The 16,199-nt window shown below is 27.5% G+C and carries 11 protein-coding genes, 1 pseudogene and 1 riboswitch; all 12 genes and pseudogenes read left to right on the forward strand.

Annotated features, from left to right (window positions below; all coding sequences use genetic code 11):
• A pseudogene (locus BUB36_RS19445) lies at nt 1-284 on the forward strand (hypothetical protein); the annotation flags it as partial.
• A gap of 364 nt (nt 285-648) precedes the next feature.
• Nucleotides 649-1,263 carry a hypothetical protein gene (locus tag BUB36_RS20145; RefSeq protein ID WP_242655758.1) on the forward strand — a complete coding sequence of 205 codons (615 nt, stop codon included), beginning with the start codon at nt 649-651 and terminating at the stop codon, nt 1,261-1,263.
• A 93-nt stretch (nt 1,264-1,356) separates the two neighbouring features.
• Nucleotides 1,357-1,521: a hypothetical protein gene (locus tag BUB36_RS20150; RefSeq protein ID WP_242655760.1), complete on the forward strand. Its 165-nt coding sequence runs from the start codon at nt 1,357-1,359 to the stop codon at nt 1,519-1,521.
• Between the two features lie 841 nt (nt 1,522-2,362).
• Entirely contained in the window at nt 2,363-3,028 is a 666-nt protein-coding gene (locus BUB36_RS10155; RefSeq protein ID WP_207550796.1) for a phosphatase PAP2 family protein, read from the forward strand.
• Nucleotides 3,029-3,694: 666 nt separating this feature from the next.
• Nucleotides 3,695-6,160 carry an EAL domain-containing protein gene (locus tag BUB36_RS10160; RefSeq protein ID WP_073149606.1) on the forward strand — a complete coding sequence of 822 codons (2,466 nt, stop codon included), beginning with the start codon at nt 3,695-3,697 and terminating at the stop codon, nt 6,158-6,160.
• 393 nt (nt 6,161-6,553) lie between these two features.
• Nucleotides 6,554-7,498 (forward strand): metal-dependent hydrolase, encoded by a 945-nt coding sequence (locus BUB36_RS10165; protein WP_073149608.1) that lies wholly within the window; start codon nt 6,554-6,556, stop codon nt 7,496-7,498.
• Nucleotides 7,499-7,617: 119 nt separating this feature from the next.
• Nucleotides 7,618-7,705, forward strand: a riboswitch (cyclic di-GMP riboswitch).
• Nucleotides 7,706-7,716: 11 nt separating this feature from the next.
• On the forward strand, nt 7,717-8,736 hold the full coding sequence (locus tag BUB36_RS10170) for a glycoside hydrolase family 113 (RefSeq protein WP_073149609.1): 1,020 nt from the start codon (nt 7,717-7,719) through the stop codon (nt 8,734-8,736).
• A 158-nt stretch (nt 8,737-8,894) separates the two neighbouring features.
• Nucleotides 8,895-10,049 carry a glycosyl hydrolase family 8 gene (locus BUB36_RS10175; RefSeq protein ID WP_073149611.1) on the forward strand — a complete coding sequence of 385 codons (1,155 nt, stop codon included), beginning with the start codon at nt 8,895-8,897 and terminating at the stop codon, nt 10,047-10,049.
• Nucleotides 10,046-10,888, forward strand: a complete 843-nt coding sequence (locus BUB36_RS10180) for a GGDEF domain-containing protein (protein WP_073149613.1) — start codon at nt 10,046-10,048, stop codon at nt 10,886-10,888. The genes BUB36_RS10175 and BUB36_RS10180 overlap by 4 nt, the downstream gene beginning before the upstream one ends.
• Nucleotides 10,878-12,497 (forward strand): DUF2334 domain-containing protein, encoded by a 1,620-nt coding sequence (locus BUB36_RS10185; RefSeq protein WP_073149614.1) that lies wholly within the window; start codon nt 10,878-10,880, stop codon nt 12,495-12,497. Before BUB36_RS10180 ends, BUB36_RS10185 begins: the two co-directional genes overlap by 11 nt.
• A 4-nt stretch (nt 12,498-12,501) precedes the next feature.
• Complete coding sequence (locus tag BUB36_RS10190; protein ID WP_073149615.1) at nt 12,502-13,764, forward strand: glycosyltransferase family 2 protein; 1,263 nt, start codon at nt 12,502-12,504, stop codon at nt 13,762-13,764.
• A 13-nt stretch (nt 13,765-13,777) separates the two neighbouring features.
• The gene (locus BUB36_RS10195; RefSeq protein WP_073149616.1) at nt 13,778-16,189 is read left to right on the forward strand and encodes a cellulose biosynthesis cyclic di-GMP-binding regulatory protein BcsB; all 2,412 of its coding nucleotides are present in this window, start codon (nt 13,778-13,780) and stop codon (nt 16,187-16,189) included.
• Nucleotides 16,190-16,199: the final 10 nt, after the last annotated feature.

Consider the following 16,199-nt stretch of genomic DNA (forward strand, 5'->3'; position numbering starts at 1 on the left):
TTGAATACTATTTGGTAAGATGGAAGATTGAAACTAACTATAAATATCTAAAATCTAATTTGAGTTTCGATAAATATAGAGTTCGTAGTATCCTTTCTATAGAAAGATATTTTTTGATTGTATTTTTAGCAATCAACTTTTTGGAGTTATTTAGATTTAAATCTATTAAACCATCTATTAAAACCATTGGTGATACTATTAATTACTCCAATAGCCTTTCACATACAACAAAACAATTCACTAATTTAGTGCTAATCTTTCTAGTTTTTATTTTTCTTTATTAGATTTTGTTAATTATGCTTATCTCTAAAGGTATACGATATAGGCAAAAAAATCAATACTTTAAAAGATAGAAGATTAAAATCTGAAGTAAAAATTTCAACAATTACTTTTATAATATTATTTGGATTTATGCTTCAAATAAGAAGTTTCAATAGATTAAACCATTGGCTTTAAAAAAACAAATTTAAGAAAGTATTACCTAAAAATACTGGAGCACCTCGCATTGATGGCATTAGGCGATCTTTAAGTAAATTTGACTTAGATGGATTAAAGGAAACGCATAATCATATAATTAAAACCACTATAAAAAATAAGGTTTTTAGAGGTGGAACTATTGATGGATTAAGAGTAGTTGCTATAGACGGGGTGGAATTATTTGAAAGCACTAAAAAATGTTGTGACACGTGTCTTTCTAGAGTACAGAGAGATGGTATTACTCACTATTTTCATAGGGCAGTAGTATGTGCGACTGTAGGTTCAGATCCACATATTATCTTAGGACAAGAGATGCTTAAACCTAAAAATGATAGCTCAGAAAAAGACGAAGGCGAAATTACAGGTAGTAAAAGACTTATTAGGAAGTTATATAAACAATATCATCATTTTGCAGATATTATAGTAGCTGACGTTTTGTACTGTAAATCTACTTGGATTAAAGAAGTTCTTTCTATAGGAATGGATGTAGTAGTTAGAGTTAAAGATGAAAGGTTTCATATTGTAAAAGATGCTTTAGGCTTATTTAAATGCCGTAAGGCAGATAAAGAGTGGATTATAAAGGAAAAATGTAATGAGTATAGAAAAATTAAAGCTTGGGATGAAGATAATTTTGAAATGTTTGATTCAGATATAAAAGTAAGATTTATAAAATTTGTAGATGAAATTCATACGGGAGACAAGGTAGAAGTCAAAGAAGGATGGATTGTAACTACAGATAAAAACATCACAGTGGAGACATTATATAAGATAATGCATAAAAGATAGGATATTGAAAATAATGCATTTCGTCAATTAAAAACACAGTAGCATTTAAATCATTGCTTTTTGCATAGTCCTACGGGCGTAGAGACTGTGTTAATGTTTATAATGATAGCATTTAATTTTATGCAATTATATTTCTTTAGGCGTATTAGAGGTTTTAGAAATAAAAAAATGTTGCAAATAGATATTATTGAAGATATAAGAGATGAAAAATTTACTATAGAAGAAGACTGGATCAATCCAATATTTGGGAAAATATAATTTAAAAACAAAACTGAAAATTGATTATTAAAATTTCTTGGGGTAGGGGGAGGTGTAACTATTTTTAAGACCTATCGGTCTATAGACTTTCTAATTATTCAAGTAAATGTTAAAAAAATAAATTTTAGTAAAAATAAATTTTTAACTGGAAATTTGGTGGGAAATCTCTGGATTTTTATGATAATATTTGTTAAGTCATACTTCCTATAGAGATTTAAGTGAAGACTTTAATTTATATACGTCCAAAATCCTCAGAAACATTGTGTATTTGTACATGCATAAATTAAGTTTTACTATGTAAATTCTATATTCAAGAGAGATACAAATTAAATAATTAATGAATAAAGTTTAATTAAACAAATTGCATAATTATCTTAACCTTTCCATATTCAACTTAGTCAAGTCATAATTATGGAATTTTTTCAATAATAATTTTAAGGGCAAAGGCTTTTATTTTGATAATATTTAAGATTTTCTTAATATTAAACAATTCGACAAAATTCAACAAAAAATTATTTGCTTTTATGCTAGTATAATATTTATGATAGAGATAAATTAACTCATTGGGCTAGTTTCAAGTGCAAAAGATTTTCTTTTTGCCAAGGAACTTAAGTTTTTTACAAAAGAAATTCAGAGTTACAATTCAAGTAACAAAGAGCAAATGCAAATTATTATCAGTAAAATTTTAGAAGCAGGAATTAAGGTTTTTAGACCCAAAAGAATGACATTAAAACTTGGAATTAAAATGCGTCTTCATACGTCTCTATTCATGTAATAAACCCTTTTTTTATCTATAAATATTACTTGGAAAACTAAGATATTCTAGAAGAAGGTGAAATTAATGATTTTGATTAAATTAAAGGAGCATAGGCACTTTGCAGTACTATTGTATTACTTAGTAATATACTGTTTATATATCTATACTGAAAAAGTTACTGTACCGCAATATATTATGTATTCAAAATTAGATGACTATATCCCTTTTGTTAAAGAAATGGTTATACCCTATTTATTTTGGTACATATATATTTTTATTGCATTAATGTACTTAGGATTTACTTCAAAGAAGGATTTCTATAAATTATGCGGATTTATGTTTGTAGGTATGACAATATGCTTTATAATTTATTTATTATTTCCAAATGGACAGAATTTAAGACCTTTAGTATTAGGAGATGACTTATTATCCTATGTGATAAGATATATATATTATACTGATACCCCTACAAATTCTGCGCCAAGTATGCATGTATTAGATTCTATTGCAGTTCATTTAACAATTACAAATTGTGACAAGTTAAAGAACAATAGAATGTTAAGGCTTACTTCAGGAATTAGCATGCTGTCCATAATAGCTTCAACTGTAATGATAAAACAACATTCGATAATAGACGTATTATATGGGATAATACTTAGTCTTATAATTTACTGGGGTATTTATAAGGTAAATATTTATAAATACTTAAGCTCTAAAAAATTTATTTATGTGAATGATGTTAATAGATAATACTGTACATATTTACATACTACAAAGGCATGACTAAAGATTTTTTAGCAATCTTTAATCATGCCTATCATTATATTGACTAATTATAATGCTTTCTCCAATTTTCCTCTTAAATCACAACAGGCCCCTGCATAATTCAGGAGCCCTATATATAAAAGGGGATGACCTTTCATATGTTAAACATATGATATCAAAATAATATGTATAAAGTGTGAACTAATTGTTAACAAAATATATACCTATAGGAATGGTAGAGGAAATTTTTTTATTAATTTTTGAAAAATATTTATGGAACTAGACTATTTAATTATCTCCTTATTTTACGTGGCATATAGTTCGAGTTGGATACAACGTTAAAGTTGCTAATATAATAATATTTTGTTAAATATTTGAAACTATTTTTCATTTTAAACGTCTTAATAAATGAGAAAATTGCGTAATACATTTAAGGAATGTTTCAATATAAAATATAGTAGAGAGAGTCGAAATAAAGTCAGGTATTTGTAAAAAAATAGTAGATAACTTATGGGTACTAGGACCTATTTTACTTAAAATTAAACATTTTTTACAATTTTTTTACGAAAGACACTAAGCTTTTTATAAAATTCGTGTATAATGTGTATAAAGTACCATAAAAACGCAAAAAAGGCAAAGAGGGGATAGAGTGTGGAAATTGAAAAGCAGATGATTGATTTTCTATTATTTAACAATGATTTAGAAGGGTTTTCTATTATTAAAGAGGATGTAATAATTAATTGTAATACTAGATTTGCAGCTATGCTTGGATATTTATCTAAGGATGATTTAATAGGACATAAATTCTACGACTTAGCTTCAGATATGCAATCCAATGGCTATAATTCCTTTGAATTATACAGAATAATGGTTTATAATACATTCTCTAATGGAAGAACTAAATTTGAATATCAATTTAAGACAGTATCTGGAGAGATTCTTTGGGTACAAGTAATATTTATTGAGGAAGAATTGGAAGGAGAAAGAATTATTAATGCTATTATTAAAGACAGAACTATATGGCGAGAGATTGAATGTTCTACTAAAGAAGGAGAAAAAAAGTATACCAGCATATTTAATAATCTCCACACTCCTATGCTGATTATTGATTTAAAAGATGGTAGTATAAAGGATGCAAATTGGGCAGCATGTGATTACTATGGATATACTAAAAAAGAAATATTGAAAATAAAAATTAATGATATAAACATTCTTACAAAAAAAGAGATATTTGAAGAAATAGAGCTGGCTAGACTGGAAAATAGGAAATTTTTTAAATTCAAACATAAATTATCTGATGGTCAAATAAAGGATGTAGAAGTGCATAGTGGCCCTATAACAATTAATAATAAAATATATTTTTTATTTACAATTTATGATGGTCAAGAAAAAAAAGAAATAGCGGATAAGTATGAAATAAGAAATATGTATTTTAAGTACTTATTTGAGAATTTACCAGAAGCTATAACATTGCTCGACAATGAATTTAGAATTATAAATGTAAATAAGGGTTTTGAAGAAACCTTTATGTATTCAATAGATGAAATAAAATATAAAAATATAACAGATGTAATATGTGATGAGGCATTTTATGATGAATCAAGTTACTTTAAAAAATGTATTATGAATGGACAAATTATAAGAAAAGAAACAAAGAGAAAAGGAAAAAATGGAGAATTGCTGGATGTTGCTTTATTAGGATTTCCAATAATGAGGAATGGAGAGCAAATAGGTGCAGAGTGTATATATTCAAATCTAAGTAAAATTAAAGAGGAAGAAAAAAAAATAGAGATTTTAACTAATCTTGATAGTATTACAAAATTATATAATAGAGAATTTTTTATTAACAAATTGAATTATGAGATTTTTAAAAGAGAAAAAAATAAGGAATACGATAAAAAGCTGGCTATATTATTTTTAGATATAGATGATTTTAAGGAGATGAACGATACCCTTGGACATTTAATAGGAGATGAAATTCTTAGGAAATATGCCAAAAGATTAGCAGAATGTATAGATAAAAATGATGTGATTGCAAGATTTGGAGCAGATGAATTTATTATTTTATTACCTACAATAAGTGATTCTGACCAAGCAGTTAATATGGCACAAAGGATTTTAAATGTTTTACATCCCCCATTTATTGTAAATGACTATGAACTTAATATAATGACCAGTATTGGTATATCAATATACCCCGATGATGGAACAGATTCTACAACACTTGTTCGAAATGCAGATATTGCAATGGATAAATCTAAAGAAGCAAAAGACAGTAAATTTACAATTTTCAAACCAATACTTGACAGAGAGATTCAAGAGAATTTTCAAATCAAGAATAACCTTCGTCATGCTATTAGTAAGGATGAGTTATTTTTAAATTATCAGCCAATATATTCTGTTTTGACAGAAAAAATAATTGGTGTAGAGGCTCTATTGAGATGGAATTATGAAGGGAATAAACTTATTCCTCCATCGAAGTTCATACCTATAGCAGAAAAAAGTGGAGAGATAAAATTCATTGGTGAATGGGTACTTAGGAATGCTTGTAAACAAAACGTTTTATGGCAAAGATTGGGACACGAACCCATATTTGTATCAGTGAATGTATCGGTTCTGCAGTTAGAGGAGCCTAATTTTTATAAAACAGTTAGTAGAGTATTAAAGGAAACAGGAATGGAAGCAAGATATTTAATGCTAGAAATCACCGAAACAATTCTTACCCAAAATAGTACTAAGGTTATCGAAATAGTTAAAAAACTCAATGACTTAGGTGTACGATTAGCTATAGATGATTTTGGGACAGGTTATTCTTCACTATGGCAGCTTAGTGAACTTAATGTTAGCAAAATAAAGATTGATAGAGTATTTGTAGATGGTATAAATAAAAATTTCAACAAAGGTAAAATTATTAAGGCTATTATATCAATGGCAAAAAGCTTAAATATTGAGACTATAGCTGAAGGAGTAGAGACAGTGGAGCAGTTTAGATTCCTAAAGCAGAATAGATGTAATATGCTTCAAGGATATTTGTTTAGTAAACCAGTAGCTCCAAAAAAAATAGAGAGTATGTTAAGTAAGAACTATGGTTGGTATCCATTTAGAAAATATAATTAACTTCACCGATGATAGGCGAGGTATGGGTATAGGGAAAAGAAGAAATTGAACAAAAATAAAAATGATACGATTTTAGTGAAAAATAGAAAAAAATAAAATAAAAAATCAAGAAAGTGGAAGCTGTAAATATACAGCATCCACTTTTTAGTTAATTTAACTAATTGTGTTTTCTACCCCAAGAATTTTAACATTTCCTTTTAGTTTATACAATAAACCTGTTTTTTTATATGATAAGTTTATACTAATGGTTGAAGAAGTTGAGTTATCCAGATATAATAATAAGCTGAAGAATTAAAAATAGACTATTAAGCTATCTAAACATGACCTTAAAATCTGTAACCTTCAACTAAAAAAGAGGCATGGCACGTTTTTGCTATTAGGGAGTGATTTAAAATGATGGGAAGAACTCACTATACATTAGGTATTTTATATTATCTTTTATTTTGCATGATACCTATATTCACAATGGTCAAATTTTCTAGCCTTAAAGAAATAGTGATTGGTATTTTAGCTGCATCCATCGGTGCAGTGTTCCCCGATGCCGATTCTGACCACAGCTTAATAAATAATAAAAATCCAATTTTTAGGACTTCAAATAGAGTAGTAAATCATTATAAGCAATTACTAAAAAAAATATTTGCTATTGTTTTTTTTGGTATTCCAGCCACATTTATGGCGTTTTATATGTACTATTATAAAAACTATTCAGTAGTACTTATGATATTTACATTCATACTTATTATTCTATCTATAAAGGGTGCAGCTGTAGGAGAAAAAATATATATACCTATTTTTACAGAAGGTTTAAGAGCAATAAATAGTGGAGCGGCTAGAGCAAAAAAAATATTTATGATGATTGTATATTTAAGTGCAGGTATTACGTGTATTTACCTTAGTAAAGGAAGTGTTGATGGAATAATATGGGGCTTAATATTTATTATAATAGCAATATTTCCCCATAGGACCTTTTTACATTCTCCAGAAGGAATTATTTTAGCAACAATCGGAGTAAAATATCTAGAAAAAAGAATAATGTTTGCTAATATTTCTACGGCTTTTTTTATTGGATATTTCAGCCATTTGTATCTAGCAGATATTTTTACAAGTAGTGGAGTTCCTATATCTACTATACCTTTAATATTAAGAAAGACCAAGCTACATAGTAAATTTAAAAGATACAAGACATATATGATAGTCTACACAATTCTAAATAAGAAATTATCGATACCATTAATAAAGACAGGAAGTAAATGGGGAAGTGTATTAGAGGGGATTTACGTTTTTGTGTTGTTTATACTTTTATTTTCATTAATTATTAATAATAAAGGATTTACATAAATATAGATAACTTTAAGGTTTAATGGATTTAAAAGAAAAAATGTAGATAGTGTAGGATAGTTACTTTAAAATTCTTTTAAAATGATATATAATTATATTATAATAGTAAAGTTTTTCCTTTTGGAAAAAGGCAAACCTATAGAAATATAGGGACGCAAAGCCACAGGTCTAAGGAAGTGATGCTTCTATGACGGCTGGGCTGCCCGGAGGTGTTTTTTGTGAAAAAATTTATATTAACAGTTATAATTTGTCTATTTTTATTACCATATGTATCCTTTGCTGAATCAGGCTTTAAAATCAATTCAGCGACTCTTACACCAGGATATGACATAGGTTTATCTTTGAAAAATGCTAAAAAATTAGGAATTGATACTATTAATCTTTCTGTAAAGATAGATATAGACTCTATAAAAAGCAGTAAAGCAAAAATATCTTCTGAAGAGAAAGAAAATCTAAAAAATTCATTGAGGAGAATATCAAATAAAAGATATAGAATATTTATCGAATTATTCCCATGGATAAATGACGGGGAAAATGTTGAGACAGAGTACAATCCAAGTAATAAGAGGGTATTTTTTCGTACATGGGCGAAATGTATTTATGAGGTTTTAGAAATATGTAAGGATTATGAAATAGAGGGATTATTAATTGAGAATAATTTTATAAGCCTTTACCAATATGAACGTAATTGGACAAAAATAATAAATAATGTGAGAGAAAAAACTAACGCTAAAATAGGATTTAAGATTAATTGGTGGTATAATGCCGATTGGGATCCAGAAAGTTATGAATATTATAGATCACTTTTTAATCTTTCATACTTAAGGAAAGTGGACTTCATTAGTATACCCGCATATTTTGAATTAGCTGATCAGCCTACTGATAATGTAGACCAGTTAGTTGAGGCTTGGAAATCATCAAAACGATATGATAGAAAACAACCTATATATGAACAGATAAAAAGACTATCAGAGCATTATGATAAAAAGATATTCTTTGGAGAGGTTGGATATACAAAATATAGGGGTACTACTGTAGAACCTTGGAACTATAGTTTAAATTCTAAGATAGATAGAAAAGAACAAGCAGCAGCCTTTGAAGCATTTTTTCAAACATTTAAAGATAGTGAATTTGTTTTAGGATACTCATTATTTCAAATTGGAGTATACGATTCAAGATATTATTTTATGGATAGTGGTGATGTAAAAAATACAATTAAGTATTATATAAAACAATGAATATTTTAAAGAAGAAATTCATATTTAATAAAGCAGCCATAGGGCTGTTTGTTTTTGTTTATATGATAAAATATATAAACATAAAAAAAGGAATTTATACTTTAAAGTCGAATGTTGTAAAAGGGGTTTTAGTATAAAGCTTAAGGAGATGTAAATTCATGAAAAAAATTATAGCTATTATTTGCATCATAACGGTAATATTATGTATTATTATATTTAATATATTTAATTATTTTTCTAAATCTGATATCATAGATGAAAAAGAGCTTATTGACGAAGAAAAATTTACACAAGATTATTTAGAAAAAGAAAAAATTTGCTTGAAATTTATAAAGGAAAGTATGTCTTCAAAAAGTGGGGGCATACATACTAATTATTTAGAAAATCATAAAATAGAAGAAATGGCAAGCGGACATGAAATATTATCAGAGTCAGAGGGACTCATTATGCTATATTATGTTGAAATTCAAGATAAAGATGAATTTGACAAACATTTTAATATAGTAAAGAATAAGATGATAGATAAAACTGGTCTGGTAAAATGGAGAATAAAAGAGGATAATTATGATATAGCTATCAGTAATGCTACAATCGATGATTTGAGAATAATTCGTGCATTGATATATGCCTATGATATTTGGAAGGATAAAGAATATTATAAAACTCTAAAAAAAATTAGTGAAGCATTGCTTAAATATAATATATATGAAGATTGTTTGAACAATTATTTAGATATGGAGTATAAACATAAATCAGAAGAAATCGATGCAGCTTATATAGATTTATATACAATAAAACTCCTTTCTAGCATTAATAATAAATGGGATAAAGTCTATAACAAAGGATTAAATATTATAAATAAGGGATATATATCTAATAAGTTTCCATTATACCAAAAGACCTATAATATAAGCAAAGATAGGTACCAAAAGAGAAAAGTTATAAATTCTATAGATGCTTTTTTAGTTGTATTGCATCTTAGTGAAGTTGGATTAGTTAAAAATGAAACTATTGAATGGATAAGAGATCAAATGAAGGATGACGGCCGTATTTACGGAGAATATGATATTAAAACTGGAACTCCTGCTGGGAATGTAGAAAGTACTGCTACATATGCAATTGCTGCAAGGATTGCAAAAGTCATAGGAGATGAAGCCTTATATAAGGCATTGATTAATAGGATGTTATATCTGCAAGTAGGGGATAAATCCAGTCCTTTATATGGAGGCTTTGGGGATGTAGATACACTAAAGGTTTATTCCTTTGATAACCTCCAAGCACTATTAGCTTTAAACTTTAGGAGGATAAAATGACAAGAAATAGACATATTGATATATTCTTTTTACTTTTAATCATAGAGATATTTACTATTACTACGCTACTTATATTGAATGTAAAAGAAATTACTTTTACTGACTATGTTTTGTATATGCTGATTTTTCTTATAATAGTTATATCCTTCTATTCAAACTTGATAACGGGATTAATAACAAGTGCATTTTTAGTATTTGGGTATGGGAGCTATATGTTATATCAAAGTCTATTTTATGAAAAATCAAGTATTGGAAATAGTTATTTTTGGATTGTATTATTCCCTTTATCAGCATTTATATCTGGGAGATTATCCGATTCTATAAATGAGATACGAAATAAAAATATGAAATTTGAGAAGCAGGTAAAGGAGCTAGTAACAGTAGATGAAATAACTGGATTTAATAATATAAAAGAATTTTATAAAGATTTAAATGAAGAAATGAGTAGATCAAAGAGACATAAATTTAGTTTAGTAGTAATGTTAGTTGAAATTCAGTATTTAGAAGAATTAATAGGTATTTATGGAACAGATAAAATCAATAAGATATTTAAGATCATATCAAATATAATTGAAAAGGTTACAAGAACAGAGGATAAAAGATACAAGATAGATGAAGATTTATTTGCTGTAATAATGCCTAATACAGATATAAAAGGTGCAGAGATAGTTAAGGAACGATTAAAAAAGAAATTGGAGGATATTGAAGTAAATCATGGCAGTCAGACAAAAACATATAAATTTGATTTTAAAATTGCAGTTTTGCAGTATAATGACAGAATAACCAATTCCTTTGAGTTTAAAGAATTAGTTCAAAAGGAGCTTGAATATGACATTTAGAAGGGTATTAATATTTTTTTCAGTATTAATATTATTCTTAGCTTTGGTGCAACCCCTACAATTAGTAAATGCTGAAGAAAGTAAAAAGAAAGTCCTATTGATATATGACAGAAGGCAAATTTTTGGTTATATAGAAGATATTGTAACTTCTTATAAAGAGCTATTTGGGCATTTTGATGTTGAAGTTTTAGAAGAAAGTCAAGAAAATTACAAAAAAGGACAAGCGGAGGATTTTGATTATATATTTGTTATAGGAATAGAAGGAAATTTTTCTAATTTGGAACTTATAGAGGATTTAAAGAAAACTAAAAAAACTGTTTGCTGGATAGGAAAGGGCATAGAAAAACTTTTAGAAAATAATGAAAATTTAAGTTTTAGATATAAAGGTGAGTCAAATGATTTAGTAAAAATACTTTATGGGGAGAAAAGCTTTGATACAGGATTAATTGATGAATTTGTAATTGTAGACAACCTTTCTCTAAAAGCCAAAGTTTATTCTTGGCTAAGTGATGGAAATAATAGATATCCATACATACTTAGAGAAAATAACTATTGGTACGTATCAAAAACAATCACTTATTCAGTACTATTTTATATATTTGCAGATGTTTTGTATGATCTATTTAATGAGTACAGTATTGAGAAAAGTCGAATATTTATAAGGATTGAAGATGTACATCCCTTCAGGGATACAGATAAATTAAGGGCTATAGGAGAATATTTAAATAGCAAGAATATTCCCTTTATGATAGCAATGATACCTGCTTATAAAAGTCCTAAATCCTCTTATATAACTTCTTTGAAAGAAAAGCCTGAGTTTATTGAAACCATAAAATATTTGCAAGAGCTTGGAGGCAGCGTAGTTTTACATGGATATACGCATCAAGCCTTTGGAGGAGAGTTAAGTGGAGAAGGATTTGAATTTTGGGATGGAATAAATGATAAGCCCTTGGATTTAGATATAGAAAAATGGATACATGAGAGAATTGGTTTAGGAATACAGGAAAGTATAAAAAATGGTATATACCCCTTAGCCTTTGAGGCTCCCCATTACGCTATTAGTCAAAGAGGATATAAGGTGCTTAAAAAATATTTCTCAACCTATTGCGGACATGTTCAAACAAGTGACCAAGGATTTACTACAACAAGCTATCCCTATAATCTTTATGATACTGAATTGTTTAATAAATTAGTACCTGAGAATCTTGGATATGTAGACCCTGATAATCCTTTAGTTATAAATGAAATTAAAAATAATTTAAAGCAAGTTTCTGTAGTTAGAGGCTTTACAGCAGGAGTATTTTTTCACCCGTATTTGGATATAAAATATCTAAAGGAAATAGTTGAAGCCATAGAAGCTGAAAACATAGAATTTTATGATTTGAGGAAGGAAGACAACTGGGTTAAATGGGAAAATATAACCATAGTATCGAAGAATGGAGAAATAAAGACGAATTATGCAAAAAAAGATGAGGATGGTCCAATTAAAGGCTCCTTTAACATAGGAACAAAGGTATTGATAATTTTTGTATTATTTATTAATATAATGTTTTTCATTATTTTGATTAGATCAAAGAAAAGGGCTAATAAATATTTAATAGGAGATTGATAATATGGGACTGAGTCTAGTAGATTATCTTTTTTTATATTCTTTGCTTTCCACATGGCTTCTTTTACTTATGAACATATTTTTAACCTTTAGTGGATATAGGTTTTATACGATTTCTTCAAGTAAAAAAATAGATATACTCAAGGAAATGACAGAATTTCCAAGCGTGTCAATATTGATACCAGCCCATAATGAAGAAAAAGTTATCGGTAAAACTGTAAAAGCTATGTTATCCCTTAATTATCCAGAAGATAAATTTGAAGTAATTGTTATAAATGATAATTCCAGTGATGATACAGGAAAGATATTAGAAGAACTAAAAAAAACCTACAGCAATAAAAACCTAAGGATTATTACTACCGATAAAATAACTGGGGGTAAAGGCAAATCTAATGCATTAAATATTGGCTACCAAAACTCTAAAAGTGATTATATTGTGGTTTATGATGCTGATAATACACCAGAAAAGCTGGCTTTAAGATATTTGGTATATGCCATAACTAATTCAAAGGATTTAGGTGCGGTAATAGGCAAGTTTAGAACAAGAAATAAATATAAAAATATTTTAACAAGATTTATAAATATTGAAACTTTAAGTTTTCAGTGGATGGCTCAAGCGGGGAGATGGCAGTTATTTAGGCTATGTACTATTCCAGGTACAAATTTTATTATCAGAAGAAGTGTGATTGAAGCACTTGGTGGATGGGATATACATGCTATAGCAGAGGATACTGAAATTAGCTTTAGGATATATAAAATGGGATATAGGATTGGATTTATGCCCTTGGCTGTAACATGGGAGCAGGAACCAGAAAAGCTTAGGGTATGGTTCAAGCAACGAACAAGGTGGGCAAAGGGTAATGTATATGTACTTCTTAAATATTTAAAGAACATATATAGAGAAAAAACTAAAAGCGTTTTATTTGATTTATATTATTTCTTTTCAGTATACTTTCTATTTCTATCATCGGTAATATTATCTGACATAATTTTTATTTTAGGATTATTTACTGATATAAAAATAAGCTTATCAAGCAATTTTTTTGTGATTTGGATTCTTGCCTATATTCTGTTTATTCTTGAGGTTAGCATAGCATTAACCTTAGAGAAGGGGGAAAGTAATTACAAAAATATTATATTGGTTGCTCTTATGTATTTTTCATATTGTCAGTTGTGGATGATAGTAGCTATTAAAGGAATGATATTGTATTTTAAGGATGTATTATTTAAGCAAGAAACTAAGTGGTATAAGACCGAAAGGTTTTAAGTGAGGTGAAGAAATGAAAAAATTCATTTTTATTATTTCCTGTATAGTTTTTTTAAGCACCTTAAACTCTACTTTACTATATACCTATGGAATGGCAAATGAAAAATACGTAATTCAAGCTGGTGTGTTTAAAAATCGATTTAATGCCGATAAAGTATATAATCTTTTAGTAAAAAATAATTTTCCTGCATATAAGCGACAAAAAGATAAGATTTGGGTTTATGTAGGACAATATGATGATAAATTAGAAGCTGAAAAAGCTCTTAGCAAAATCAAAAAACTGGGGATTAATGGATATGTAAAAAAAATATATAGTACAGTAAATTCCAATATTACTAATAATGTTAGTGTTGTTCCAAAAACACCTAAAATAGAAGTCAAAAATGATAGTGAAATACAATCTAAAAATTATCACTTAAATAATGATGTAACGATAAAAGGTATTTTTGGAAGCTACACATTTTTTATAAACGTTGATAAATATTGGGAGATTAAAAATAATGCTTATTTGGAGTTGATTTTTAGTCAGAGCCAGATAAAGAATTATAAGAATTCTACATTAACAATTGAAATTAATAACTTTCCTATTTATAGCGTACTTTTATATGATAAAGGTGTTAATAGAGAGAGAATAAAAGTACCTATTCCATTAGATAAAATTACTGAAGGATATAACGAAATAAAAATAAAGGCTTATCATAGAATTACAGATGAACCCTGTTCCGATATTATAAACCCTGGAAACTGGATAGTATTTCACAAAGATTCATATGTTCATATAGAATTTATAGAAAAACCAGATAGCTTAAGTATAATTGATTATCCATATCCTTATTTAAAGGAAAGTAAGAATAAACCAATAGATAATGTAATAATTGTTCCAGATAATTATTACAGTCATGAGCTAAATGCAGCTATGATTTTAGCAGCCAATTTTGGACAAAGATATCCTTATACAAAATTTGATACAAATGTTTTAAAATTTAGTGAGGCTACTAATAAAAACAATAGTAATATTATATATATTGGCAGTAAAGACAATACTCCACAAGAGATATTATCACTATTATCCCATGAAGAAATTAATTCTATTTCAGATAAGGCATTGATTAAGGAACTTAAATCTCCATACAATAGTAATTACAAAATTTTACTAATATTATCAAATAATGATGAAAGTATGTTAAAGGCTGTAAAAGCATTATCAAATGACAAGATGATTTCTCAAATGGACAAGTCATACCAATTTATACCTAATAAAATTAGTATAGATGCAGAAAACACTCCTGAATCTGAATATATTTATTTAGAAGACTTGGGTTATTCAAATATTAAATTAGAAGGAATATTCTATCAAAAAGCTACCTTTGGGGTTAATATACCTAAAGATTGGATTATACAAGAAGGGGCACTTTTACATATTGATATGAGATATTCTGAGGTTCTGGATTTTGATAGGTCTTTATTAACGGTATATTTAAATGATGTTCCTATTGGTAGTAAAAAATTATATTATGAAAATGCAAATAATGATGTATTAGAAATAAAAATTCCTAAAGAAGTTAAGGACAATGACTATTATAACTTGGAAATTGTGTTCTATTTTGAATTAAACAGCCAAGATTGTGATTATAGAAGAGATATTAATTCTTGGGCATATATTTCAAATAGCTCTTACTTATATTTACCCCATGATAAAAGAAAAGATAGTTTTTTTGAGAATTATGAGAGTCCCTTTATTAAAAATAAAAAATTCAATGATTTATTGATAATAGTACCTGAAGATATGAACTCTTATGAGATGACAGTAGTTGCAAGTATAGTAAGTGCATTAGGACGTAATGTCAATAGCTTAGAAAATATAGAGGTAACAACCTTGAAGGAAGATACAGATAAGTTTAAGGATAAAAACTTAATTATTATTGGTACCCCAGATAGAAATGATTTGATTAAAGATATAAATGAGCGATTATATATTAAATTTGATAAGAACTTTAGTCAGTTTTTATCAAATGAAAAGATTACATTATTAGATGATTATAATAATAATCTATCTTCTTTACAATTAATAAAATCACCCTTTGATGAAAGCAAGAAAGCCCTTATAGTTACAGCAACTAAGGATGAAGGATTAAACTGGGCTAAAGATTTTTTAACTGATTTTGAATTAGTAGATAGATTAAAGGGAAATGCAGTAGTTATAGATAAATCTGCTAATATTCAATCCCAATATTATGGAGTAGTTAATGATGAACAAAAAGATAGACAAATGGATAGACAGGACGATAAAGATAAAATAAATACGAAAAAATATATCACAAAAATGATAGCAAGTAAACAAGTTAGGAATTATATTATTTTTGTAATATCTATTTTATCTTTTATCATAATTAGCTCTATACTGATAATGAGAAGGAGAAGATAATCCTATAGAA

Origin of the sequence: Paramaledivibacter caminithermalis DSM 15212 (assembly GCF_900142245.1) — a bacterium.
GTDB lineage: Bacteria > Bacillota > Clostridia > Peptostreptococcales > Caminicellaceae > Paramaledivibacter > Paramaledivibacter caminithermalis.

Coding starts and splice junctions, on each gene's coding strand:
- BUB36_RS20150 (WP_242655760.1), top strand. CDS start 1,357: ATGTTTATAATGATAGCATTTAATTTTATGCAATTATATTTCTTTAGG.
- BUB36_RS10155 (WP_207550796.1), top strand. CDS start 2,363: ATGATTTTGATTAAATTAAAGGAGCATAGGCACTTTGCAGTACTATTG.
- BUB36_RS10165 (WP_073149608.1), top strand. CDS start 6,554: ATGATGGGAAGAACTCACTATACATTAGGTATTTTATATTATCTTTTA.
- BUB36_RS10175 (WP_073149611.1), top strand. CDS start 8,895: ATGAAAAAAATTATAGCTATTATTTGCATCATAACGGTAATATTATGT.
- BUB36_RS10180 (WP_073149613.1), top strand. CDS start 10,046: ATGACAAGAAATAGACATATTGATATATTCTTTTTACTTTTAATCATA.
- BUB36_RS10185 (WP_073149614.1), top strand. CDS start 10,878: ATGACATTTAGAAGGGTATTAATATTTTTTTCAGTATTAATATTATTC.
- BUB36_RS10190 (WP_073149615.1), top strand. CDS start 12,502: ATGGGACTGAGTCTAGTAGATTATCTTTTTTTATATTCTTTGCTTTCC.
- BUB36_RS10195 (WP_073149616.1), top strand. CDS start 13,778: ATGAAAAAATTCATTTTTATTATTTCCTGTATAGTTTTTTTAAGCACC.